Genomic DNA, 22,056 nt, shown 5'->3' with positions numbered 1-22,056 from the left:
CTTGACTGTGGCTGCCCAGTGGCATGTCTGTGGCTGCCAACGCCTGTGCGCGACGGATCAGCCTGAGCCTTTGAAAAGTACAATCTTGACTCTGGAAGGTGCATGTCCTGCCAGGAAGGCGCGCTCCATACTGGCCCTGCATCCGGCGTCACGCCTCGATTTCTGGCGGTGCCCGGACATCCAATAATAAGCAGGGCCATCCATGAAAAAGCCAAACCCGCTCCTCGAAGACCTCAAGTCCATCCTGCCGACCATCGCCGCCAATGCCTTGGTGGCCGAGCAGGACCGCAAGGTGCCCGCCGAGAATATTGCGCTGCTCAAGAGCATCGGCATGCACCGTGTGTTTCAGCCGAAAGTGTTCGGCGGCATGGAGTTGTCGCTGCCGCAGTTTGCCGACTGCATCGCGTTGCTCGCCGGAGCCTGCGCCAGCACGGCCTGGGCCATGAGCCTGTTGTGTACCCACAGCCATCAATTGGCACTGTTCTCGGCCCAATTGCAGCAGGAGGTCTGGGGCGCCGACCCGGATGCCACTGCGAGCAGCAGCATCGCGCCGTTCGGGCGCACCGAGGAAGTCGAGGGCGGCGTGTTGTTCAGCGGGGAAATGGGCTGGAGCAGCGGCTGTGATCACGCCGAGTGGGCTATCGTGGGTTTCCGCCGCAACAACCCCCAGGGCACCCAGGATTACTGCTTCGCGGTGCTGCCGCGCGGTGACTACCAGATCCGCGATGACTGGTTTGCCGCCGGCATGAAAGGCAGCGGCACCAAGACCTTGATCATCGACAAGGCCTGGGTGCCGGAACACCGCATCCAGAAAGCCAAGGACATGATGGAAGGCCAGTCCGCCGGCTTCGGTCTGTACCCCGACAGCAAGATTTTCTACTCACCGTACCGGCCTTACTTTGCCAGCGGCTTTTCCACCGTCAGCCTGGGCGTCGCCGAGCGGATGCTGGAGGTGTTCCGCGAAAAGACCAAGACCCGCGTGCGCGCCTACACTGGCGCGGCAGTCGGTGCCGCGACCCCGGCGTTGATGCGCCTGGCCGAGTCGACTCACCAGGTGGCCGCTGCGCGCGCCTTCCTCGAAAAAACCTGGGACGAACACGCCGAACACAGTGAGCAGCAGCGCTACCCAAGCCGCGAGACCCTGGCGTTCTGGCGCACCAACCAGGCCTACGCGACCAAGATGTGCATCCAGGCGGTGGACCGTCTGTTCGAAGCCGCCGGCGGCAATGCCTGGTTCGAGCACAACGAGATGCAGCGCCTGTTCCGCGACTCGCACATGACCGGCGCGCATGCCTACACCGACTACGACGTCTGTGCACAGATCCTCGGCCGCGAGTTGATGGGCCTGGAGCCCGATCCGAGCATGATCTGAACGCGCTTTTGAAAACAACAATCAGGGCTGCGCCTGACGCAGCCCGGGAGTCTTGCATGTCTGAATCGACCTTCGACCCACGCGCCTTTCGCCGGGCCCTGGGCAACTTTGCCACGGGCGTGACCGTGGTCACCGCCGCCGACGCCTCCGGCCGCAAGGTGGGCGTTACCGCCAACAGCTTCAACTCGGTGTCCCTGGATCCACCGCTGGTGCTGTGGAGCATCGACAAACGCTCCAGCAGCCACGGGGTATTCGAGGAGGCCAGCCACTTCGCGGTCAACGTGCTGGCGGCGGACCAGATCGACCTCTCGAACAATTTTGCCCGGCCCAAGGACGACCGCTTCGCCGAGATCGCCTATGAACCGGGGGAGGGCGGGGCGCCGGTGTTCGCCGATTGTGCGGCACGTTTTCACTGTGAAAAATACCAGCAGGTGGACGGCGGCGATCACTGGATCATGATCGGCAAGGTGGTGGCCTTCGACGATTTCGGGCGCTCGCCGCTGCTCTACCACCAGGGCGCCTACTCCATGGTCCTGCCCCACACGCGCATGACCAGGCGCGACGAAAGCCAGCCGCCGAGCAGCCACTTCCAGGGGCGCCTGAGTCATAACCTGTATTACCTGATGACCCAGGCGGTACGCGCCTACCAGTCCAGCTATCAGCCCCGGCAACTGTCCACCGGCCTGCGTACCAACGAGGCGCGGATGCTGATGGTGCTGGAGAACGACGCCCGCCTGAGCGCCAGCGACCTGCTGCGGGAAGTGGCGATGCCGGTGCGGGAAATCGACGACGCCGTGGCCAACCTCAAGCGCAAGGGGCTGGTCGACGACGATGAACACGGCGTACGCCTGACCGCTGCGGGTATCGAACAGACCGAAGACCTCTGGGCCATTGCACGGGAACAGCAGGACAAGGTGTTCGCCGAGTTCAGCCAGGACCAGATCGACACCTTCAAGACGGTGTTGCAGCGACTGATCAGCCACTGCTGACTGGCCAAAATCCGATGCCGGCAACGACATCGGATTTTTTTGCATCACGCTCAGCGAGCTTCGGCCAACTCATCGACTAAGCGCAACTGAAACGCCGCCAGCGCCGCGTTCGGTTGCTGCAACTGCACAAACTCCAGCATGGGGTCGCCGACCTGTGTCCTCACGCCCACCAATTCCTCAATGGTCGCCAGCCCGCAAAACGGTACATAGGCTTCGGAATAGCCGCCTTCGTGCACCAGCACCAGGCGGCCCTGGCACAGGCGTTCGGCTGCTTGGCGTACAAGACGGGTCATGTGCCGGAACGAGTCACTGTGTAACAGCATTCGCGCCAGTGGATCGACGGCGTTGGCGTCGTAGCCGCAGGCGACGATGATCAATTCCGGCCCGAAGCGCTCCAGCGCTGGAATCACGATGCGCTCCATCGCGTGCATATACGCCTCATGACCGCTGCCGGGGGGCAACGGGATATTGATGTTCGCACCCAGCCCCGCGCCGCGCCCGCGATCGGCTTCACCGCTGTAACCTGCCGGGAAACAGCCGTCCTGATGCAGGGAAATCGTCAGCACGTCGCCGCGCTCTTCGAAGATCGATTGGGTGCCGTTGCCGTGGTGCACGTCCCAGTCGATCACCACGACGTTGCCCAGGCCACGCCGTGCTTTTGCGGCTTCGATGGCGATGGCGATGTTGGCCAGGAAGCAGAAGCCCATGGCGTTGTCGGCGAGGCAGTGGTGGCCGGGTGGGCGCGACAGAGAATAGGCATTGTCGACTTCGCCGGACAGCACCGCATCCACTGCCGCCATGGCCAGCCCGGCGGAGAGCCTGGCTATTTCATAACTGCCAGGACCGATGGGCGCGTGGGGCCCCAACTCGCCGCCCCCGGCATCGCTCATCGCCTTGAAGCGTTGCAGGTAGTTGGGCGTGTGCACCCGCAGCAGGTCTTCATCGGTGGCCGCGTTGGCACTGCGCACCTGTAAGTGGCGGGTCAGGCCGGAAACGTCCAGCAGGCTCTTCAAGCGACGTTTGGTTTCCGGTGACTCGGCGTGGCCGGCGGCGGCAGGCGGCTGCACCCACCCGCCCACCGGTAAGGTCAAGGCGTGCAACCCGGCGCTGTGCCAGAGGCTGAGTTCGTCGAAGAAAAATGCACTTTTTCGGCTCATCGTCTTTCCATTTTCGTTGGGGTAAAAGGGCCTGTCAGGCATTTGGGCGGCTGCTCAGCATCAACACCAGGGACAGCACAGTGATGCACGCCCCTGCGATCAGCAGTGATTGGAAGCCGCCGCTGGCTTCGATCATTCGGCCAGCCACGGTCGGGCCGATGGCCAGGCCGCCACCGATCACCAGGTTGGAGGCGTTCATCAATTTTCCGGAGCGGTCGAGGTCGGCCAGGCAGGCCAGGACCAGCGGCAGGATGAAGGTCCAGGTGAACTTGAAAAGCAGCGCCGCCAAGGCAAAACGCAGCATGTCGGGCTGGCCCAGCAGCAACAGCACGGCGCCTGCCATCAACGCGTACCCCAGCAGTAACAGCAACAGGCGTGGCAGACGGTCGCCGATCAGTGAGGTACAACCGGCCCCGACGATGCCCATCACCGTGGCGAGCGCCAGAATCTCGCCACTGGCCTCGGCAGATAGGCCGGCGTGGCTGCTGATGGAACCGATAAAGGTCCAGACACCGCTCAGGCTGACGTAGAAACTCAGCAGGCCCAGAATGCCCAGTGCGGCTTTCCACCGGGAGGCGAGTGCGATGCGCTCGGCGGCTTTTTCAGGCGCCGGTCTGCCCTGGGGAAAGTGCCGTGCCAGGGGCAGAAAGAGCGTCATCAAGGCGGCGAGGATCAAGTAGCAGGCTGACAACCCGTAGTGCTCGAACAGCCGGGGCAGAATGCTCAGACCGATCGCCCCGACCACCAGTTGCCCCATCACCCATAACCCGTAGACACGTCCGGGATTGGCCGTGGAGGCCGCACTGGACAGGCAGATGATCATCAACGAGCCACCGGCCAGGGCGCTGCAAAAGCGCAGTGCCAGGAGTATCGGGTAGTCGTGGGCCAGCATCGAAAGCAGGTTGGCGGCGATGAACAGCAACCCGGCCAGCAAGGCGGCGCGGCGCCAGTCGACACGCTTGAGCCACCACAGTGCGGGCAGGGTGGCCAGGCTCATGGCTCCGAGTTCGGTGGAGAACAGGTCCCCGATCTGTGACGGGCTCAACTGCCATTGCGTCGCCAGTTGCGCAGCCACGGCCGGTGCGGTCATGAGAATGGTCGGGGTGATGGCAGCGAACAGCACAATGGCTGCCAGCAATGCCAATGGGGATGAGGCGTGGGCGCGTTCATCGGTCAGCGGTTGGATCTGGGTGTTCATGGGCAAGCTCCGATGAGGGGATTCAGAACACATGGACCAGGCGCAGCAGCGCGTCGGTACCGTGATAGCCGTTGTCGGTGGCGACGTTCTGCGAGAGGCCGAACATCAACTGGTTCTGTTTATCCAGCCAGTGACCAACCTCGAAGCCCACTTGGGTGTAGCGCTTGTGGGTGTTGTCGATGCGCTGGTCATTGATCCGCAATTCGCCGCCATCGGCGTGGATCAGTCGCAGTGCGCCGTAGGTGCTGGGTGTGAAGTCGTAGGAGGCGAAGGCTTGCAGGCGGTACAGCGGGTCCTGTTTCAGGTCGCTGCCGAAGTAGTCGTCGTTCTTGCCATAGAGTTGGGCTTCGAGGTTGGCTTCCAGCACCCATTTTTCACCGATGCCCTGGGTGTAGTTGTAAACGAAGGTGGTACCCCAGCGATTGGCACCGGGCGACACATCGGGATTGTTACCGTGGTATTCGCCCACAGGCAGGGTAATCAGGGTCAGTAGGCCGCTGTAGGTGCGCGAGGCTGGATCGTTGATGAAAAACACCGTGCCGCCGACCTGGGGATCACCGAAACCGCTTTCTGCGCTGTGCTGGCCGGCACCCGGCAGGCGGGCGTTGATGTCGGCGAAAGGCACGATGAACTGTGGGGTACAGAGGGTGCCGCAGAGGTCGGTGAAGAACACTTGGCGGTACGCCACGGCGTTGACCTTCAGGTCGGCCTTGCCGGTGCTGTCGGCCGGGCCGTGGAAGTCACTGGCGCGGCTTGCCGGCAGGTACAGCACGCCCAGGCTGGTACCCGAGGGGGCGCCGAAAAAGTCCCGGGCGTTGAGGTCGGCCGCACTGGCGTGCAGGCTCGACAGGCCGCCGAGCAGGGCCAGTGTGGTGGTGCGGGTGAAGGTGTGGATCATGGGCATGGCATCTCTTCTTTGAGGTGTTGTGTGGCGAATGGCTCGCCCGTGGGTGGCAGGGGGGACAAAAAAAGCGCAAAGGTGTCCCGTGGCCGTCAAAACGACAGCGAAAAAGTCAGCGCGGGTCAGTGGTGCCGATCAATCAGGCGGGGCGTGCAGCAGGTGGGCGATTCGGGCTTTGTCCTTGACCCCGAGTTTGCTGTAGATGGCGCGGATGTGATGGCGCACGGTATTGGGCGACATGCCCAGGTCGCGGGCGACTTCCTTGTAGGTCTTGCCTTCGCCGAAACCCTGGGCCACCGCATTCTCCCGAGGGCTCAGTTGCATCAACACCGTACGGCTGCGGGCAGCCAGCAGGAGCAGGTCGCCGACCGTCGAGGCCTCGACCTGCAGGTGCTTGCCGTCATAGCCCCCGGCGTCCATCGCGACCGGCAGGCAAGGGCCGGTCCAGTCCGGCCATTCGCTCAGCAGCAAGTCGACGAAGCCACGTTCCGTGCAGTGCAGGGTGCCGCGCTGGTCGCACACGGCAAGTGCGAGATTGCGCGGGTGGGTGAGGGCTTCGCGCATGGCGACCAGGGTACGAATCTGATTGGCCGAGACCGCCGCCACCAGGTGCCGCATGAGGTTGTTCAGCAGCAGGCAGTCCTGCTCGGTAAAGCGTGGGGCGTCGGGCGCACGGTAGAGCGTGAGGTGATCGCTGAGGTGAGTTTGCGGGTCGATGTACACGACGCACAGTAACTCACCGATCGCGTAGCACGAGCCGAGCCAGTTGAGCCCCGGGCCGTTGGCGGGGTTGCGCATGTCGACGATGACCGCTTGCCCCGGCACGTTGTTGACCCTGGCGATGGTCACATCGATGTGGCGAATCGATTGCCAATCGGCCAGGTAGCTGCGGGGCAGGTTGTAGAGGTAGGAGCTGTGTTCTTCCGGCAGGCCGTCAATCAGCGCAGCCCGGCCCCACCAGGCGCTGTCGAAGGGCAGTAGTTGGCGGATGCAGCTCAGCGCCGCTTCGTGGAAGTGCTCGATGTCTTTGTCCTGCGCCAGGCGTTGGAGCTCCAGTGTCATCGCGCTGAATGCCTCCAGCAGGCTGGCGTGACCATGATCATGACGGCTCATTCGTATGTACCTCTGTGCGACATTCTTATTGTTTTCGTCACGAAGTCATTAAGGGCCGGAACGTCGTTTGGACGTGGGCAGGGCCTGGGGACAAGTATCGACGGGTTGAAAGCCGATCACCATCCTACAGATGCATGATAGCGCCCGACGCAGGGGTTTTTTGGATGGCAGCCACGCGCAAAAGTCTTGCAGGCTCGTACAAGCAATCACGCTCGGTTTGCGATCAGATCCGGGGTTTCGACTCGATCAGAAAGGGCCAGGCCGATGTTCTTCAAGAAAAAACAGCCGATGCAGGACGTTGCCGCCGTCCTCAAGCAACTGCTGGCGGGGGAGGTGTTGGGAACCCAGGCACTGCACGCTTATCCGTCGGTGCAGGCCGACCTGGAGCAACTCGCCACACAACATGCGCAGGCTACGCGGCAGTTGCTGTTGCCCGAGGAGTCAGCCCGCGATCAGGCTGCCGAAGGGGCGCGCAGCGAACAGGCACTTGCCGTGCTTCGCCGGCAACTGGAGCAGGCCGGGCAGCGTGAACAGGCGCTGGAAGCCGAGTTGCGTGAGCATGCGCAGCGCGCCCTTGCGCATCAACACGAGACGCAGATCTGGGAGCTGCTGCTCTGCACCATGACCGAAGGCTGCTGGGACATCACCGTGGTCAACGGTGACGTGCAGGATCCCGCCAGCCGCATGCGGATTTTCAATCAGTTCCGTCTGCTCCTGGGCTACGCGCCCCATGAGCTGCCCGATGGCTGGGACGCGCAGGTCAGCATTACCCACCCCGATGACCTGCCGAAGATCATGGTGATCTTCGATCGGGAAATCCTTGCGCCCCGGGGCAGCGGTGAGTACGTGTTTGAATACCGGATGCGCCACAAGACCCGTGACTACATCTGGTGCAGGGAGCGCGGGCGAGCGGTGCGCGATGCCCAGGGGCGTTTGACGCGGGTGATCGGCGCGGTACGCGATATCAGCGATGAGCAGTCGGCGAAGACCACCCATCAACAGCTGCTCGCACACAATCAGGCCACCTACGGCCAGATCGCCACGGTGGTGAGTGTGATCAAGGGCATTGCCGACCAGACCAACCTGCTGGCCTTGAACGCCGCCATTGAAGCGGCCAGGGCCGGCGAGGTCGGGCGCGGGTTCTCGGTGGTGGCCGATGAGGTGCGCAAGCTGGCGGAAAACACCCGTCAGGCGACCCATCAGATCCAGACGATGCTGCATCAGCACGAACGCTAGGAGGGAGCTGCGGCGCAGCTCCTGAGGCCGGTCAGAAAGGCACGGCCACGGTCAGTTGGCTGTAGAGGTTGGTGCCGTTGCCACCCACCTGGTTACCCCCGGTGTCGGCAGCCTTCTTGGGTTGGTAGATGCCCACCAGCGGGCTGATGATCAGGTGGCTGTTGACCGCCCATTCGGCGTACAGGTCCAGCTCCCGTGCGTCGAGGTTCAGCGCGTCGTGTTTGCGCAGGGTATTGAAGTCGAAGTACAGCGCGCCGACCGTCAGGTTCTCCAGGGGCGTCGCCTTGAGACCGACGTGATGGATGCCGGTATTGCTGTTGAACGGGCCGGCATAGTTGGAGGCGACTTCACCCTGGAACCAGGTGCCGTAGCCGCTGCTGAGCCCGGTGAACAGCGGATCCCATTTTTGCGAGTAGCGCGTGTAGCGGTAGGTCACTTTTGGCGACCAACCGACATCGGCGAAGGTGTAGCCGGCCTCGCCGTACCAGGCTTTTTCCGGCCCCGCGTCCTTGTCTTGCCAGGCGTATTCGAAGGCGAAGCTGGCGTTGTCGATGCCCGCGCTGCCTTCGCCGCGCAGGCTGTAAGTGTCCAGGCCCTCGCGCTGTTTCTGGAAGTCGCTGGCCCACTGGTCGGTGACGTTCATGCCGTGGACCCAGGTCAAGCCCAGCGTGCCGGCGGCGGCCGTGTAGTCGAGGGTGCCCGCCGCCAGTTCGGTTTCGGCCTGGGCGCGGTTGTCCGACTTGAGCCACAGCACCGAACCGTGCAGGCCCTCTTGCCCGCCCAGGCGCAGCACCGCCGTGCGGTCGAACGCGTGGCGTGCCGCCAGGTAATAGGCGCCGCCACGATTCAGTGCACCGTCAGCCGGGCCTTTGCCCAGGTTGGGGCCGTCGTCGTTGATCAGGAAACCCCGGCCGATCTTGACCACCTGGCGCCCGACGGAAAAATCCACACCGTCCTTGCCCAGCGCCGGGAACAGGTCGGCCGAGCGCCATCCCAGGTAGGCGTCTTCGATTTTGGTGGTGCGTTCGCTGCCATCGGTGTTGCCCGCCGCATCGCCGTCGCCCCAGGTGCCGGAGCTGACCCAGTTGAGCGCGCCATACGCAGTGCCGTGCCCTGCAAGGCCCTGGTCGCCGCTCACCCCGTACTTGATGAAACCCTCGCGCCAGGTCGAGCCGCCCGGTGTGCCGTCGTAGTTGTGACGGCTGTTGAACATCCCGTAGACCGCCAGGAAGTCCGCATTCAGGTGGGTGTCCTCATCGGCGTACAGCTCATAGGCCTGGGCCGATGAATGGCCGATCAACAGTGCGATACCCAGGCCGACGGCCAAGGACAGCGTGCGTGGTTTGAGTGTGTGCTCCATTGTTATATTCCCCAGCATGGTTAGGTCGAGGGCGCATTAAGATGACCGCAGGCAGGGAAAGTCTTTCACCTGCGTGCCACGCAATTGATCCTGCCCGCCAAGCCGTATGCCTTGGCAGGCAGCAACAAAAGCCCCGGCAGACATGGGCAAGACGATCAGCGCCGGGGAGGCGCACAGTGATTTTGCGCACGATGCCGTTTCGATCAGGGACTGGCTGGGGAGGGCTTTATCGCCGGCTCCTTGTACGGCTCGATGCATCCACTCAGAAATCCGCTTTCGAGGATCCGTACCATGTCGATCAATGACCGGCTCACACAGCATTTGAAACGAGGCAGCGTCGGGTTTCCGACCGCGCTGGCCAGCACCATTGGCCTGATCATGGCCAGCCCGGTGATTCTCACCGCAACCATGGGCTTCGGTATTGGCGGCAGCGCCTTCGCGGTGGCCATGCTGATTGCGGTGGTGATGATGCTGGCCCAGGCGACCACCTTCGCCGAGGCCGCCTCGATCCTGCCGACCACCGGCTCGGTCTACGACTACATCAATTGCGGCATGGGCCGTTTCTTTGCGATCACCGGCACGTTGTCGGCGTACCTGATCGTGCATGTGTTCGCTGGCACCGCCGAGACGATTTTGTCCGGGGTCATGGCCTTGGTGAACTTCGAACACCTCAATACCCTGGCGGAGTCTGCCGGCGGTTCCTGGTTGCTGGGGGTGGGGTTTGTCGTGGTGTTCGGCATTCTCAATGCCTTCGGCGTCAGCGCCTTCGGCAGGGCCGAGATCATCCTGACCTTCGGCATGTGGACCACGCTGATGGTGTTCGGCGTGCTCGGCCTGATCGCGGCACCGGCAGTGCAACTGGAGGGCTGGTTCGGCGTGTCGCTGGTGGGTACCGACCTGATCACCATTCTGTCGCTGGTGGGCATGGCCATGTTCATGTTCGTCGGTTGCGAGTTCGTCACGCCGTTGGCCCCGGACCTGCGCAACTCGGCCAAGGTCATGCCCAAGGCCATGATTTTCGGCTTGTTGAGCGTGGCCACCTGCATGTTCATCTACGGTGCGGCGATGAAGCGCCAGGTGGAAAACGTGGTGCTGGATGCCGCCACCGGGGTGCACCTGCTCGACACGCCCATGGCAATCCCACGCTTTGCCCAGCAGGTCATGGGGGATATCGGCCCGCTGTGGCTGGGGATCGGTTTCCTGTTCGCCGGTGCCGCCACCATCAATACGCTGATGGCGGGCGTGCCGAGGATTCTCTACGGCATGGCGGTGGATGGCGCGTTGCCCAAGGTCTTCACTTATTTGCACCCGCGCTTCAAGACGCCGCTGCTGTGCATCCTGGTGGCGATGCTGATTCCGTGCCTGTATGCCCTGTGGCTGGGCGGCAACACCGATAACATCATGCACTTGGTGCTGGCGGCGGTGTGTGCGTGGAGTTTCTCTTATCTGCTGGTGACGCTGTCGGTGGTAATCCTGCGCATTCGTCGTCCGGATCTGCCACGGGCCTATCGCTCGCCGTTCTTTCCGTTGCCACAGATTCTTTCCAGCGTCGGCATCTTGCTGGGCATGTGGTTCATTACCCCGCCGGGCATGAACCCTGCGGACATTTATGTGCCGTTCGGGGTGATGCTCGGGATCACGGCTTCATACGCGTTGTTCTGGACACTGGTGGTACAGAAGGTCAATCCATTCAAGCCGGCTTCGGTAGAAGAAGTGCTGGCCAAGGAGTTTTACCATGAGCCTGGCAACCCTCACAACCGTTATCTCGAGCAGGCTGCAAAAGCTGTCTGAGCTGTTCAGCGCCCAACGGGCCCCGTCCGGTTACCGGCCTGGGGTCACGCTTGAGTACGTGCGGCGCAACCTCGGGCTGGCGAGTTTCACCTCGACGGGGCCAGCCCAGGCAAGGTTTTGCCTGGACGACATCGGCCTTCAGGTCGACGTGGCCGAGCGCACCGAAGCGCAATTGCTGATGCACCTGGTCATGACCGAATTCATGTTCACGGTGGCCGCCTCAGAGCAGGGCAGTGCGCGCTTTGAAGTGCACCACAGCGGGTCGATTCGACGCACGGGGCTGGCCTGTCGGCAACGGGCAGGCGCGCCGGTTTTGCTGGCCAGGCTCCAGGCAGCCTTGAACGACGACCCCGGCCTGCATCAAGCGTTGATGGGGCTGGACTTCAAGCGCCTGCACCTCGATTTGAGCGGGCAGCAATGGCAGGTTCGGCTGGAACACATGGGCGGCAGCGAGGTGGTCAACCGTATGCCGGCGTTTCGGCGCTACATCCCCTTGAGCGGCGCGCAGCGTGATGGGCTGTTGACGGTGCTGGCGGGTTTGCAGCGGGTATTGGGCGCGATCTGAGTTGAGGAATTGGCATCATTAGTGCTTCTACAGTCGGTATCACGGACTTGTTGCGCCTATATAGATAACATGTTAACTATTAGCCAACAAAAACAAGAAACCATTGTGGAGATGCCATGAGCACCTATCAGTCTGCGCACTATGGGTTGGAAACCTGGACTCGGGATCTGCGAGCGGCCTGCGGCCATTTCGACACGGAACTGGCCTTCAACCGTTCACTGTTCATCGGAGAGGTTTCCAAGCACTCCCGGGGCGGCCTGTCACTGGCCAACCTGCGGACCAATGCCGGCCTGATCAAACGCGAGCGGCCCAATGCCGATCACGATATGGACCAGCATTGTTTCCTCGTCAGCCAGCGCAGCGGCTATTGCCAGATCACCCAGAACGGCCAGGTCATTCAACTGGCCCCCGGCGATATGTTGCTGATGGACTCCACGGGTTCGATCGAGATCAGCCCGTTTGGCCTTATCGAACATGCCTCACTGTCACTCTCGCGCAACGAAGTGTGCAAGCAGTTGGGCAACGCCTCGAAAACCTTCGGCAAGATCTCTTCGAGCAAGGCCTGTGGGCGCATGCTCCACGTGTTGATGGACCAGCTGTGCCGCGAGGGCCTGGAGGGGCAGGATTCGATTGAAGAGGCCGAGGCCCTGCAAGCGGCGTTTGTCTCCCTGCTCGGTTCAGCCTTTGAACTGCATGACGCCCCAGGCGACAGCGGCGTGTCCTTGCAGGGCAGCAACCTGCGCAGTTATGTGCAGAAAGTCATCGACGAGTCCCTGACCCAACCCGGCCTCAGTCCGGTAGGCCTGGCCAGCCGCCTGAACATCTCGGTGCGGCATTTGTACCGTTTGTTTGAAGAGCAGGACGACAGCGTCTGCCGCTACATCCAGCGTGCGCGGCTCAAGCGTAGCGCGGACGATCTGACCAACCCGTTCCTCAAGAGCGAGTCGATCACCTCGATTGCCTACAAGTGGGGTTTCACCGATTCCGCGCACTTCAGCCGCTCGTTCAAGAAGCAATTCGAGCTGTCGCCCAAGGATTTTCGTTCCACTCATCTGCAGCAAGCGGCCGGGGCGGCGTAGGGTATCCATCGATCCATGAAACCGCTCACCCTGTCGGCCCATAACATTTGCGCAGTCGCGGTTGAACACTTTGCCGCCCATGGCTACGACGCCTCATCGCTGAACGAAATCGCGGTCGGGGCGGGTATGCGCAAGGCCTCGCTGTATGCGCATTTTGTCAGCAAGGACGCGCTGTTTCAGACGGTCTTCGAGATTGCCCTGGCCCATGAACATCAGTACATCGCGCAGTGCTTCAAGGAAGAGACCGCCCACACCGGCGTGCCAGGGCAATTGCACCTTGAACGGTTGAGCGGGCGCTATGAAAGGTCGGCGCACCTGCGCTTTCTGTTGCGCACGGCGTACTTTCCGCCGGCGGAAATTCGCAGCGTGATCACGGCAGGATTTGAGGGCTACCTGGCGTGTATTCGCCAAGACTTTCAGCATGCAGCGCAAGGTCGATACAGGACGGTACGACCCGAAGCGCTTGAGGTGTTTGGCGACGCCTACCTGGGCGTTGTCGACAGCTTGCATGTGGAGCTGATCTATTCGACGCCCCAGGGTTACGTCAAGCGGCTTGCGGCTTTGTCGCGGGTGTTCAGTGATTCACTGTCGCTGCTTGAGGGAGCCGAGCGCTATTCAACGGATACACCACGATCAACATGTGCGAGGGGACTTGCCCCCTCCCACAGTTGATCCGGTTTACACCCCGACAGAGGTCATTTCACCTCAGGCAACGTCGAGCCGCCGTCCACCACGATGGTCTGCCCGGTGATGTAGGCCGCCAGGTCGGAGGCCAGGAACAGCATCGCCCCGGCAATATCCTGAGCGGCACCGAGCCGTCCCAGTGGCACGCGGCTGGCGATGTCGGCATTGACCTGGCTGTCGCCCAGGTTATCCATGGCCGGTGTGGCAATCATCCCCGGCTCGACGCCGTTGACGCGCACCTGGTAAGTCGCCAGCTCCAGTGCTGCATTGCGGATAAAGCCGTTGACCCCTGCCTTGGACGCCGCGTAGTGACTGAGTCCGGCATAGGCGACCCGTGGCCCGGTGACCGATGAGGTGACCAGCACGCAGCCACCGCCCTGGCGTTGAAACATCGGCAAGGCGGCCTGGGTCAGCCAGAACAGGGCCGAGAGATTCACCGCCAGCGTGCGCTCAAGAATGGCCGGGGTGATCTGCGCGAACGGGGTCAACGGAAAGTAGCCGGCGTTGTGCACCAGAATATCCAGGCGGCCCTCGTCCTGTTCGATGGCCTTGATGCCTTCGAACACCGCAGTCGCGTCGGCCAGGTCGAGCGCGATGGCCTCGACCTGGCAGCCTCGCGCACGCAAGCCTTCGGCCAATGCCTGGGCTTGTGCCAGGCGCAGGTCCGCGATCATTACGCGGGCGCCACGCCAGGCGAACGCCTCGACGATGGCCTGGCCGATACCCTGGGCGCCGCCGGTGACCAGCACGGTCTTGCCGCTGAAATCCAAGTCTTCAGGCATGTACACGCTCCATATGGACGTAAGCCAGTGTGGGCACATCGACGATGCTCGACCCGCCATCGGCGACCACGCTGGCCCCGGTGATGATCGCGGCGTCGGGGCTCGCCAGGAAGCGGCACACCTTGGCGATTTCCTCGGCACTGGCGGGACGCCGCAATGGCACGTCGGCGCATACGCGGGCATAGGCTTGCTGCAGGGTGTCGCCATGGAAGCTCATCAGCGGCTGCATTTCCTCGTCGGCCATCGGCGTGGTAACCCAGCCCGGGCACACCGCGTTCACCCGCACACCACGTGGCCCGTAATCCCGGGCCAGGGAGCGATTGAGCCCGAGCAGCGCATGCTTGGCGGTGGTGTAGCCGCATACTTCGGGTCCGGCGGCCAGCGAGGCGATGGAGCCGAGCAGCACGATATTGCCAGCGCTTTCTATCAGTAGCGGCAGGCAGGCGCGAGCGCTGTAGAACGCGCTGTCCAGGTTGCTGCGCAAGGCCGCCTCCCAAGTGTGTGGGCTGGTCTGGGTGGCGCTGCCCACGCCATGCCCGCCGGCGCAGGCCAGCAGCACATCGAGGCGGCCGTAGCGTTGACCAATCTGCGCAACGAATCCCTCCCAGGTGGCCGGGCAGGCCGCATCGCCGACCAGCACCAGGCCGCCGGTGCCCTGCGCAACCTGCTCCAGCGGCTCGCGGCGACGGCCGATGAGCACCAGGTTGGCCCCTTCGGCGGCGTACAAGCGCGCGCAGGCGGCACCGATGCCCGTGCCGGCACCGGTGATGACAACGGTGCGTGGATCAGGCATCGGGATACTCCGTGCGGTTGAGCACTTGGCAGTAGGAGCTGACCGGAAAGTTCGACAGCTCATCGAACGACGCGCCGGCATAGCCGAAGATCTTGCCGTCGCTGCGGTGCTGTTGCAGGTCGATCAGGACCAGGCCGAGGGTCGGGATGATCTTTTCGCGCCAGACGAACAGGTACAGCTGATCGGCGATCTTGTAGTAGTGGCAGCGATCGGTATCGCACAGCCCTTGCTCCACGCCCTTGAGGCATTGCCAGGCATAGAACTGATCGTTCAGGTAAATGTGCTCGTAGACTTCGCTGGGGCTGTAGCGATACATATTGCGCAGGCCGGTGAGTTCCTGGGTGGGCGCGTGCGGGCATTGGCCCGGCTGCCAGGGTTGATCCAGGCTGCCGTGCAGGAAGTCCACGTCCACCGAGGTCAAGGCCTTGCCGGCCAGGGCACGGCTATAGAGGCCTTGCTCGGTTTGTTCGCGGTCCGGCATGCGCCCGATCACGGCGGTGAACGACGACGTGGTGGTGTCCAGCACCAGGCTGATCGACCAGGCCTGGCCGGCTTCATGCTTGATGAAATCGACCAGGTACAGGCCCGGGCGTACCGAGGTGGCGCGGTAGGCGGCCGAGCCGCTGGAGTGACCGTCGGCGGCGTGCCAGTGCAGCTGCTCGGTGTCGAAGCGATGCTCGATCTGCCAGCCGTTGGCGAAGTGCAGGGTGAAGGCCTTGCCGTTGAGGTCGGCAAGGTTGGGCAGGATAAACGCGTCGGGGGCAAAACCGTCGGCGAGGGCGCCTACGGTGATCCAGTCGGATGAAGTGGTCATTGCATGGCTCCGGTTGAGGGAATGGACACCCCGGATCATGCGGTTGGCAACCTGGCTCGCCTATCAACCAAAGGGTTGAGGCGGCTTAAAGAAACAGCGCGGCGACCAGTTCGGTACGGCTGCTCACACCGGTTTTGCGAAACAGGTGGATCAAGTGCGTCTTGATGGTCGGCAGGCCGACGTCCAGCTCCAGGGCCAGTTGCTTGTTGCTCGCGCCCTGACGTAATAACCAGGCAATCTGCCGCTCTTTGGGCGTGAGACCGGCCAGCGCATCGTCGCAGGGCTGCATATTGGCCACCGCCATTTGCAGCAACGCCTGCAAGGCATTGAGCTGAGCCAACTGGTCGATGGTGAACACCCCTTGCTCCGCCGTGCGCAGCAAGGAGATGGCCGCCTGGGGCTGGTCGGCGCGATGGGCGACGATCTCCACCACATCGACCACACCGTAGCGCTGCAGGAAGTCTTGATAGCGGCGACTGTCACGCAGCGGCTGGCGGGCCATGGCAAAACCCAGCGGCACCACCGCCAGCCCGCTGGACAGGCAATTGCGCGGTTGCAACGGGTCGAATTGGCGGTAGTTGTCCAGGTAGTCGCGGTGCATCTCACCGCTCATGCCTTGCAGCCTGAAATCGCGGGCTTGCAGTTGGCGGTCGACACAATAGAACGCTGCCTGGCTGGCGGGCACCAGTTGAGTGAAAGCCTGCAGGCAATGGCCGGCGACTTCCTGAGCGGGGATGGCGTGCATGGTCAGTCACCTGCGCCGTAAAAAACGCTGCCGGCCGAAGCCGGCAGAGGGGAGCGATCAGACTACCGCGAAATAGTGCTTCACAAAACTCTCGCTTACCACCTCCCACAGCACCGGCGTGCCCTTGGTCACGAACCAGCTGTCGCCCGCCTTGTAACGGGTGCTCTGGCCGCTGCTTTCGTCGGTCAGCACCACTTCGCCGGTGACCACCGTGGCTTGTTCGGCGAACGGGTAGACCATCCGGAACTTGCCTTGGGTGGTGCCGAAATAGGCGCTGCTGACGGCGTCGGTTGGTGCGCCGAAGGTCATTTTGCCAAAGGCTTTGACTTCACCTTCGAGGATCTCGGAACCGAGATCGGCAACGGTGCCCCAGGCATCGAGGTCCGATAATTGGATGTCTTTCTTCAGGGTGGTAACGGGCATGGCAGTTCTCCTGTGAATGAAACAGCGGGGCTCAACGGCGACCGTTGAAGTAGCCCGAAAGTTGATGAAGGCTTTTGCCGGCCGTGAGCAGCAGCGGGCGGATATGGTCCTTGCCCAGGATCTGCGCATGCTTGACCGCGCTGATCAGGTCATAGCGCGACGAGCCTTCGCTCATGCCCTCGGCCAGGACCTTGCAGATGATGTGGCTGGGCGTGACCCCGAAGCCGGCGTAGCCCTGCACATAAAAGGCATTCGGGCGCCCGCTGAGCGTGCCGATCTGCGGGAACAGGTTGGCCCCGGTCGCCATTGGCCCGCCCCACGCCAGGTCGATCTTCACGTCCTTGAGGTAGGGAAAAATCTTCAGCATCAGGTTGCGGTTCCAGGCCTTGAGGTCCAGCGGGATGTGCTCGACGAAAGGCGTGGCGGCCCCGAACAGCAAGCGGTTTTCGTTGGTGACCCGGTAGTAGTCGATCACCGGGCGAATATCGCTGTAGGCGCCGCGTATCGGGCTGATGCGGTTGATCATCTCGTCCGACAACGGCTCGGTCATCAACTGGAAGGCGTAGGTATTGACCGTGGTCTTGTGCAGTTCCGGTTCCAGCTTGTTGAGAAAACTGTCGCAGGCCCACAGCAACTTGGAGGCTTTGACCGAGCCTCGGCCGGTGCGCACGGTGATGCGTTCGCCATAACTGACTTCCAGGGCCGGGCTGTGCTCAAAGATGCGCACACCGTGGCCGGCCAGGGCCTTGGCTTCGCCCAGCAGCAGGTTCAGCGAGTGCACGTGCCCGCCGCCCATGTGCAGCAGCGCGCTGGTATAGGCGTCGGAACCGATGATCTGCTTGACCTCGGGCCCCGCCATAAAGCGGATTTCGTCCTTGGTGTTGATCGACTTGAAGTCCTTCTCCCAGGCGCGCAGGGTTTTTTCCTGGCGGGCGTTGAAGCCCATGTAGCCGTAGCCGTGGCAGAAGTCGGCGTCGATCGCGTACTTGGCGATGCGATCCTTGATGATGCCGGCACCCAGCTCGCTGATTTCAAAGATCTGGCGCAGGCCTTCGTCGCCGACCTGGTTCTTGATCTTCTCCAGGTCATGGCCGATCCCCGCCATGATCTGCCCGCCATTGCGGCCCGTACCGCCGAAGCCCAGGTAGCGCGCTTCGAGCACCACAATATTGGTGATGCCTTTTTCGGCGAGTTCCAGTGCGGTGTTGATGCCGGAGAAACCGCCGCCAATCACCACCACATCGGCTTCCACGTCCTGTTCGAGGGTGGGGAAGCTGAGGTTGTATTTCTTGGTTGCCGAGTAGTAGGTCGGCGTTTCGATATTGATCATGGCGCAGCCTGGAAAAGTGAAGGGAAACTCACTGCAGAGCCGACACGAAGCTCTGTGCCTGTTGGGGTGTATTAAGTGCCTTCCGAGCGGTAGGTGTCTTGATTCTGTGTGCCTCGGCTCTTGACCGTGGCTGCCAATAATCAATCCTGAATCCGGCCGCGCGGTAAAGCCGCACACGGGGAACAATTGCCAATGCTAGAATGTTGTTAATCTGTTAACTAATTGCGACGCCGCCCCCCCATGCCCAAACCGCGCCAATCCCTGACCCTCACTTTGCTCCATGCGCGTGAAGCCGCCATGGGGTTTTTCCGTCCTTCGCTCAATCAACACGGGTTGACCGAGCAGCAATGGCGGGTCATTCGGATCTTGAACCAGCACGATGAGCTTGAGATCAACCGCCTGGCCGAGTTGGCGTGCATCCTCAAGCCGAGCATGACCGGCGTGCTGGTGCGCATGGAAGCGGCGGGCATGGTTGAACGGCGCAAGGCGCAACAGGATCAACGCCGCGTGCTGGTGCGGCTGGCCGAGAAGGGCCAAGCCTGTTTCGACTCGATGAGCCAGAGCATGGAAGCCAATTACCAGCGCTTGCAGGCGGGGTTTGGCGAGGAGAAGTTGCAGACGTTGCTGACCTTGCTCAACGAGTTGAAAACCCTCAAGCGCTGAGCCGAGGCCGGCATGCCGGTCAGATAAGCCTGTGGCGAGCCGGCCTCCCTCGCCACAGGTCACTTTTCGTTCGCACTCCCTAGTAGATAGCGCCGGCCGCGCTGGCAGGCGCCGGTGAATCCTTGAAGGCCGCCGCCAGGCTTTGCAGCCCGCGCATCAGCACGGTGGTGTCCACGCCCACCGCCACGAACGCCGCACCCAGTTCGATGTAGCGTCGGGCCAGTGCCTGGTCGGCGCTGAGAATGCCGGCGGCTTTGCCGGCGCTGCGGATGCGCGCGATGGCGTCTTCGATTGCCGCCTGCACCTCAGGGTGGCCGGGGTTGCCGCGATGGCCCATCGAGGCGCTCAGGTCTGCCGGCCCGATAAACACACCGTCGACGCCTTCCACCGCCGCAATCGCATCCAGGTTGGCCAGGCCTTCGCGGTTTTCGATCTGCACCAGCAGGCACATCTGCTCATCGGCGTGGTCGAGGTAACCGGCAATGCTGTTCCAGCGTGAAGCCCTGGCCAGCGCACTGCCGACGCCGCGCACGCCCCTGGGCGGATAGTGGATGGCTTTCACCAGCGTCCGCGCCTGTTCTGCGCTCTCCACCATGGGCACCAGCAAGGTTTGTACGCCAATGTCGAGCACTTGCTTGATCAACGCGGTGTCGCCGATCACCGGGCGAATCACCGGATGGCTAGGGTAGGGCGCCACGGCCTGGAGCTGGCCGAGCATGCCGCGCAGGTCGTTGGGCGCATGTTCGCCGTCGATCAGCAGCCAATCGAAACCGGCATTGGCGGCCAGTTCCGCGCAATAGGCATCGGCCAGACCCAGCCATAGGCCGATCTGGGCTTCACCGCTGCGCAGGCGACGTTTGAAGGTGTTGATAGGCATGTCCATGAGCACTCTCCCGTTAAACGAATCGGCAGGCAATCGACCCCAGCATGTCGTAGTCGACATGGAAGGTATCGCCAGGGTTGGCAGCCACCGGACGGGTGAAGGAGCCACCCAGGATGATTTGCCCGGGTTGCAGGGTGACGTCATAGGCGGCCAGTTTATTCGCGAGCCAGGCCACGCCCTTTGCCGGGTGATTGAGCACGGCGGCGGAGACGCCGGACTCTTCGATCACGCCATTGCGGTAGAGCACCGCCGGCACCTTGCGCAAGTCGATCTCGGTGGGGCGCACGGCCCGCCCGCCCATGACCACGCCGGCGTTGGCGGCGTTGTCGGAGATGGTGTCGAACACCTTGCGGGTCGCCTTGGTGTGCGGGTCGACCTGCTGGATGCGTGCATCGATGATCTCCAGCGCCGGGATTACCCATTCGGTGGCGTCGAGCACATCGAACACCGTCACGTTCGGCCCCTTGAGCGGTTTGCCCAGGATAAATGCCAGCTCCACCTCGACGCGCGGCACGATAAAGCGCTCGAAGGGGATGTCGGTGCCTTCATCGAAGAACATATCGTCCAGCAACGCGCCGTAATCCGGCTCGGTGATGTTGGACGAGACCTGCATGGCCCGGGAGGTCAGGCCGATCTTGTGGCCGACCAGCTTGCGCCCGTCCTTGATTTTTTGCGCGACCCAGGCGCGCTGGATGGCATAGGCGTCGTCGAGGGTGATCGCCGGGTGATCGAGGGAAAACTGGCGCACCTGCTCGCGTGAACGTTCGGCCTGGTCGAGGCGCGCGGCGGCTTGCAAAATGAGTGATTGATCAAGCATGGCAAGAGTCTCTTATTGAGGGTTGACGATGGCCGCTCGGGTGCGCAGCACCAGCAAGCCCCCGAGAGCAATGAGCAGCGCCAGGACGTACAGGGCCAGGCTGGCGCTCTGGGTGGTGTCGCGCATCCAGCCGATCAGGTAGGGCGCGAAGAATGACGCGATGCTGCCGAACGAACTGATCAGGGCGATCCCGGCGGCTTGGGTGCTGTTGGACAGGAACGCCGGGGGCAGTTGCCAGAACATCGGCAACGCCGCGCTGGCGCCCATGCCGGCGACGATCAGGCCGCCCAGCACCACGGCCGGGTTGGCGGGGGCGAGCCCGGCGATGGCAATGCCGGCGGCCGACATCAGCAAGGGCACACACAGGTGCCAGCGGCGTTCACGCTGGCGGTCGGACGAGCGCCCACAGCCGATCATGAAGAAACACCCGGCCAGGTACGGCACCGCACTGAGCAGGCCGACCTTGCCGTCGCTGCCGATGCCGGCGCCGTGGATCAACGTCGGCATCCAGAACGCCAGGGTGTTGACCGCCAGCATCACCGCGAAGTACACCGCCACCAGCAGCCACACCTGCGGGTTGCTGAGAATCGCCGAAAACGAGGTGATCGATTTGCGGTGTTCTTCCCGGTGCAGTTGCTCGCGCAGTTGTTGCTTCTGTTCCGGCGCCAGCCACTTGACCGTCTCGAAGCTGTCCGGCAAGCACTTGAGCACCACCAGCCCGAGCAGAATCACGGGGGCGCCTTCGATGACGAACATCCATTGCCAGCCGCGCAGGCCGCCCAGGTCGTGAAAGTGTTCAAGGATGCCGCCGGAAAGCGGACCGCCGATCACCCCGGCCATCGGCACCGCGATGGCAAACAAGGCGGTAACCTGAGCACGACGGCCGGCCGGGTACCAGCGGTTTAGAAACACCAGGATGCCCGGGAAGAAACCGGCTTCGGCCACGCCCAGCAAAAAACGCAGCACATAGAAACCCATGGCGCTGTCGATCAGGAACATGCAGGTCGACAGCACGCCCCACACCACCATCAGCGTGGCAATCCAACGCCTGGGGCCCACTCGGTCCAGGGCCATGTTGCTGGGCACGCCGAACAGCGCGTAGGCCACGAAGAACAGGCCGGCGCCGAAGCCATAGACGGTGTCGCTGAAGTTCAAGTCCGTACTCATCTGCATCTTGGCGAAGCCGATGTTGATGCGGTCGAGATGGGCGAAGAGGTAGCAGATCAGCAACAACGGCATCAGCCGCCAGGTGATGGTGCTGTGAGTGCGGTCGCGTGCGACCTGGCCGAGGTTGTCGGCGGTATGGGCTGTGCTCATGGTTTTATACTTTTTATCTGAGAGGCCGAGGGTGTGAACGGGCA

Annotated in this window: 22 protein-coding genes; 8 read left to right on the top strand and 14 right to left on the bottom strand. The window is 62.8% G+C overall.

Annotation, left to right across the window (positions count from 1 at the left end; genetic code table 11):
• Positions 1-202 precede the first annotated feature (202 nt).
• Positions 203-1,372, top strand: coding sequence for a p-hydroxyphenylacetate 3-hydroxylase oxygenase component (locus J1G35_RS08275; RefSeq protein ID WP_223014492.1), 1,170 nt, complete (start codon positions 203-205; stop codon positions 1,370-1,372).
• Between the two features lie 56 nt (positions 1,373-1,428).
• Entirely contained in the window at positions 1,429-2,361 is a 933-nt protein-coding gene (locus tag J1G35_RS08270) for a p-hydroxyphenylacetate 3-hydroxylase reductase component (protein WP_053139691.1), read from the top strand.
• A 50-nt stretch (positions 2,362-2,411) separates the two neighbouring features.
• Here the strand turns inward: J1G35_RS08270 and J1G35_RS08265 are convergent, their stop codons facing one another.
• The 4 genes from J1G35_RS08265 to J1G35_RS08250 all read right to left on the bottom strand — a co-directional run bounded on the left by J1G35_RS08265 (position 2,412) and on the right by J1G35_RS08250 (position 6,730).
• The gene (locus J1G35_RS08265; RefSeq protein ID WP_053139690.1) at positions 2,412-3,518 is read right to left on the bottom strand and encodes a class II histone deacetylase; all 1,107 of its coding nucleotides are present in this window, start codon (positions 3,516-3,518) and stop codon (positions 2,412-2,414) included.
• Positions 3,519-3,552: 34 nt separating this feature from the next.
• On the bottom strand, positions 3,553-4,716 hold the full coding sequence (locus J1G35_RS08260; RefSeq protein WP_223014491.1) for an MFS transporter: 1,164 nt from the start codon (positions 4,714-4,716) through the stop codon (positions 3,553-3,555).
• A 22-nt stretch (positions 4,717-4,738) separates the two neighbouring features.
• Entirely contained in the window at positions 4,739-5,620 is an 882-nt protein-coding gene (locus J1G35_RS08255) for a transporter (protein WP_115488024.1), read from the bottom strand.
• 132 nt (positions 5,621-5,752) lie between these two features.
• Positions 5,753-6,730, bottom strand: a complete 978-nt coding sequence (locus tag J1G35_RS08250) for a helix-turn-helix transcriptional regulator (RefSeq protein WP_223014489.1) — start codon at positions 6,728-6,730, stop codon at positions 5,753-5,755.
• A gap of 288 nt (positions 6,731-7,018) precedes the next feature.
• Between J1G35_RS08250 and J1G35_RS31180 the strand changes: the two genes are divergently transcribed.
• Positions 7,019-7,966, top strand: a complete 948-nt coding sequence (locus J1G35_RS31180; protein WP_223014538.1) for a methyl-accepting chemotaxis protein — start codon at positions 7,019-7,021, stop codon at positions 7,964-7,966.
• A gap of 31 nt (positions 7,967-7,997) precedes the next feature.
• Here the strand turns inward: J1G35_RS31180 and J1G35_RS08240 are convergent, their stop codons facing one another.
• The gene (locus tag J1G35_RS08240; RefSeq protein ID WP_223014487.1) at positions 7,998-9,326 is read right to left on the bottom strand and encodes an alginate export family protein; all 1,329 of its coding nucleotides are present in this window, start codon (positions 9,324-9,326) and stop codon (positions 7,998-8,000) included.
• Positions 9,327-9,617: 291 nt separating this feature from the next.
• On the opposite strand from J1G35_RS08240, the gene J1G35_RS08235 reads away from it, so the two are divergent.
• The 4 genes from J1G35_RS08235 (at position 9,618) to J1G35_RS08220 (ending at position 13,433) form a co-directional block, all read left to right on the top strand.
• Complete coding sequence (locus tag J1G35_RS08235) at positions 9,618-11,117, top strand: APC family permease (protein WP_223014485.1); 1,500 nt, start codon at positions 9,618-9,620, stop codon at positions 11,115-11,117.
• Positions 11,062-11,682, top strand: a complete 621-nt coding sequence (locus tag J1G35_RS08230) for a DUF3156 family protein (protein ID WP_053139679.1) — start codon at positions 11,062-11,064, stop codon at positions 11,680-11,682. The genes J1G35_RS08235 and J1G35_RS08230 overlap by 56 nt, the downstream gene beginning before the upstream one ends.
• Positions 11,683-11,798: 116 nt before the next feature.
• Positions 11,799-12,761, top strand: a complete 963-nt coding sequence (gene feaR, locus J1G35_RS08225) for a transcriptional regulator FeaR (RefSeq protein WP_223014483.1) — start codon at positions 11,799-11,801, stop codon at positions 12,759-12,761.
• 15 nt (positions 12,762-12,776) lie between these two features.
• Positions 12,777-13,433, top strand: coding sequence for a TetR/AcrR family transcriptional regulator (locus J1G35_RS08220; protein WP_223014481.1), 657 nt, complete (start codon positions 12,777-12,779; stop codon positions 13,431-13,433).
• Between the two features lie 23 nt (positions 13,434-13,456).
• Here J1G35_RS08220 and J1G35_RS08215 read toward each other — a convergent pair whose 3' ends face one another.
• The 6 genes from J1G35_RS08215 to J1G35_RS08190 form a co-directional block, all read right to left on the bottom strand.
• Positions 13,457-14,227: an SDR family oxidoreductase gene (locus tag J1G35_RS08215; protein WP_223014479.1), complete on the bottom strand. Its 771-nt coding sequence runs from the start codon at positions 14,225-14,227 to the stop codon at positions 13,457-13,459.
• Positions 14,220-15,020, bottom strand: coding sequence for an SDR family oxidoreductase (locus tag J1G35_RS08210; protein WP_223014470.1), 801 nt, complete (start codon positions 15,018-15,020; stop codon positions 14,220-14,222). The genes J1G35_RS08215 and J1G35_RS08210 overlap by 8 nt, the downstream gene beginning before the upstream one ends.
• A complete protein-coding gene (locus J1G35_RS08205) occupies positions 15,013-15,834 on the bottom strand; it encodes a molybdenum cofactor biosynthesis F family protein (protein WP_053139669.1) in 822 nt (273 codons plus the stop codon). The genes J1G35_RS08210 and J1G35_RS08205 overlap by 8 nt, the downstream gene beginning before the upstream one ends.
• 85 nt (positions 15,835-15,919) lie before the next feature.
• The gene (locus tag J1G35_RS08200) at positions 15,920-16,579 is read right to left on the bottom strand and encodes a LuxR C-terminal-related transcriptional regulator (RefSeq protein ID WP_053139668.1); all 660 of its coding nucleotides are present in this window, start codon (positions 16,577-16,579) and stop codon (positions 15,920-15,922) included.
• A gap of 57 nt (positions 16,580-16,636) precedes the next feature.
• Positions 16,637-17,002 carry a cupin domain-containing protein gene (locus tag J1G35_RS08195; protein WP_115488033.1) on the bottom strand — a complete coding sequence of 122 codons (366 nt, stop codon included), beginning with the start codon at positions 17,000-17,002 and terminating at the stop codon, positions 16,637-16,639.
• A gap of 31 nt (positions 17,003-17,033) precedes the next feature.
• Entirely contained in the window at positions 17,034-18,332 is a 1,299-nt protein-coding gene (locus J1G35_RS08190; RefSeq protein ID WP_223014468.1) for an FAD-binding oxidoreductase, read from the bottom strand.
• A 240-nt stretch (positions 18,333-18,572) separates the two neighbouring features.
• On the opposite strand from J1G35_RS08190, the gene hpaR reads away from it, so the two are divergent.
• Positions 18,573-18,995 carry a homoprotocatechuate degradation operon regulator HpaR gene (hpaR, locus tag J1G35_RS08185; RefSeq protein WP_223014466.1) on the top strand — a complete coding sequence of 141 codons (423 nt, stop codon included), beginning with the start codon at positions 18,573-18,575 and terminating at the stop codon, positions 18,993-18,995.
• A gap of 79 nt (positions 18,996-19,074) precedes the next feature.
• Here the strand turns inward: hpaR and hpaI are convergent, their stop codons facing one another.
• From hpaI to J1G35_RS08170, 3 genes are read right to left on the bottom strand one after another with little or no spacing between them, the layout of a single operon-like run.
• Complete coding sequence (gene hpaI, locus J1G35_RS08180) at positions 19,075-19,878, bottom strand: 4-hydroxy-2-oxoheptanedioate aldolase (RefSeq protein WP_223014465.1); 804 nt, start codon at positions 19,876-19,878, stop codon at positions 19,075-19,077.
• A 13-nt stretch (positions 19,879-19,891) separates the two neighbouring features.
• Positions 19,892-20,695: a 2-oxo-hept-4-ene-1,7-dioate hydratase gene (gene hpaH / locus J1G35_RS08175; RefSeq protein WP_053139661.1), complete on the bottom strand. Its 804-nt coding sequence runs from the start codon at positions 20,693-20,695 to the stop codon at positions 19,892-19,894.
• Between the two features lie 12 nt (positions 20,696-20,707).
• Positions 20,708-22,012 carry an MFS transporter gene (locus tag J1G35_RS08170; protein ID WP_223014463.1) on the bottom strand — a complete coding sequence of 435 codons (1,305 nt, stop codon included), beginning with the start codon at positions 22,010-22,012 and terminating at the stop codon, positions 20,708-20,710.
• Positions 22,013-22,056 lie beyond the last annotated feature (44 nt).

This window comes from Pseudomonas sp. SH10-3B, from assembly GCF_019891415.1.
In the GTDB taxonomy this organism is placed as follows: Bacteria; Pseudomonadota; Gammaproteobacteria; order Pseudomonadales; family Pseudomonadaceae; genus Aquipseudomonas.
The sequence above is the reverse complement of the archived record's forward strand: the minus strand, read 5'-3'. Positions and strand labels throughout refer to the sequence as shown.

What these genes read in the sequence shown, in the direction of transcription:
- hpaR (WP_223014466.1), top strand. Translation starts at nt 18,573, where the DNA reads ATGCCCAAACCGCGCCAATCCCTGACCCTCACTTTGCTCCATGCGCGT.
- J1G35_RS31180 (WP_223014538.1), top strand. Translation starts at nt 7,019, where the DNA reads ATGCAGGACGTTGCCGCCGTCCTCAAGCAACTGCTGGCGGGGGAGGTG.
- J1G35_RS08240 (WP_223014487.1), bottom strand. Translation starts at nt 9,326, where the DNA reads ATGGAGCACACACTCAAACCACGCACGCTGTCCTTGGCCGTCGGCCTG.
- J1G35_RS08200 (WP_053139668.1), bottom strand. Translation starts at nt 16,579, where the DNA reads ATGCACGCCATCCCCGCTCAGGAAGTCGCCGGCCATTGCCTGCAGGCT.
- J1G35_RS08170 (WP_223014463.1), bottom strand. Translation starts at nt 22,012, where the DNA reads ATGAGCACAGCCCATACCGCCGACAACCTCGGCCAGGTCGCACGCGAC.
- J1G35_RS08215 (WP_223014479.1), bottom strand. Translation starts at nt 14,227, where the DNA reads ATGCCTGAAGACTTGGATTTCAGCGGCAAGACCGTGCTGGTCACCGGC.
- J1G35_RS08255 (WP_115488024.1), bottom strand. Translation starts at nt 5,620, where the DNA reads ATGCCCATGATCCACACCTTCACCCGCACCACCACACTGGCCCTGCTC.
- J1G35_RS08235 (WP_223014485.1), top strand. Translation starts at nt 9,618, where the DNA reads ATGTCGATCAATGACCGGCTCACACAGCATTTGAAACGAGGCAGCGTC.
- J1G35_RS08195 (WP_115488033.1), bottom strand. Translation starts at nt 17,002, where the DNA reads ATGCCCGTTACCACCCTGAAGAAAGACATCCAATTATCGGACCTCGAT.
- hpaH (WP_053139661.1), bottom strand. Translation starts at nt 20,695, where the DNA reads ATGCTTGATCAATCACTCATTTTGCAAGCCGCCGCGCGCCTCGACCAG.
- J1G35_RS08205 (WP_053139669.1), bottom strand. Translation starts at nt 15,834, where the DNA reads ATGACCACTTCATCCGACTGGATCACCGTAGGCGCCCTCGCCGACGGT.
- J1G35_RS08190 (WP_223014468.1), bottom strand. Translation starts at nt 18,332, where the DNA reads ATGATCAATATCGAAACGCCGACCTACTACTCGGCAACCAAGAAATAC.
- feaR (WP_223014483.1), top strand. Translation starts at nt 11,799, where the DNA reads ATGAGCACCTATCAGTCTGCGCACTATGGGTTGGAAACCTGGACTCGG.
- J1G35_RS08250 (WP_223014489.1), bottom strand. Translation starts at nt 6,730, where the DNA reads ATGAGCCGTCATGATCATGGTCACGCCAGCCTGCTGGAGGCATTCAGC.
- J1G35_RS08220 (WP_223014481.1), top strand. Translation starts at nt 12,777, where the DNA reads ATGAAACCGCTCACCCTGTCGGCCCATAACATTTGCGCAGTCGCGGTT.
- J1G35_RS08265 (WP_053139690.1), bottom strand. Translation starts at nt 3,518, where the DNA reads ATGAGCCGAAAAAGTGCATTTTTCTTCGACGAACTCAGCCTCTGGCAC.
- hpaI (WP_223014465.1), bottom strand. Translation starts at nt 19,878, where the DNA reads ATGGACATGCCTATCAACACCTTCAAACGTCGCCTGCGCAGCGGTGAA.
- J1G35_RS08260 (WP_223014491.1), bottom strand. Translation starts at nt 4,716, where the DNA reads ATGAACACCCAGATCCAACCGCTGACCGATGAACGCGCCCACGCCTCA.
- J1G35_RS08270 (WP_053139691.1), top strand. Translation starts at nt 1,429, where the DNA reads ATGTCTGAATCGACCTTCGACCCACGCGCCTTTCGCCGGGCCCTGGGC.
- J1G35_RS08275 (WP_223014492.1), top strand. Translation starts at nt 203, where the DNA reads ATGAAAAAGCCAAACCCGCTCCTCGAAGACCTCAAGTCCATCCTGCCG.
- J1G35_RS08210 (WP_223014470.1), bottom strand. Translation starts at nt 15,020, where the DNA reads ATGCCTGATCCACGCACCGTTGTCATCACCGGTGCCGGCACGGGCATC.
- J1G35_RS08230 (WP_053139679.1), top strand. Translation starts at nt 11,062, where the DNA reads ATGAGCCTGGCAACCCTCACAACCGTTATCTCGAGCAGGCTGCAAAAG.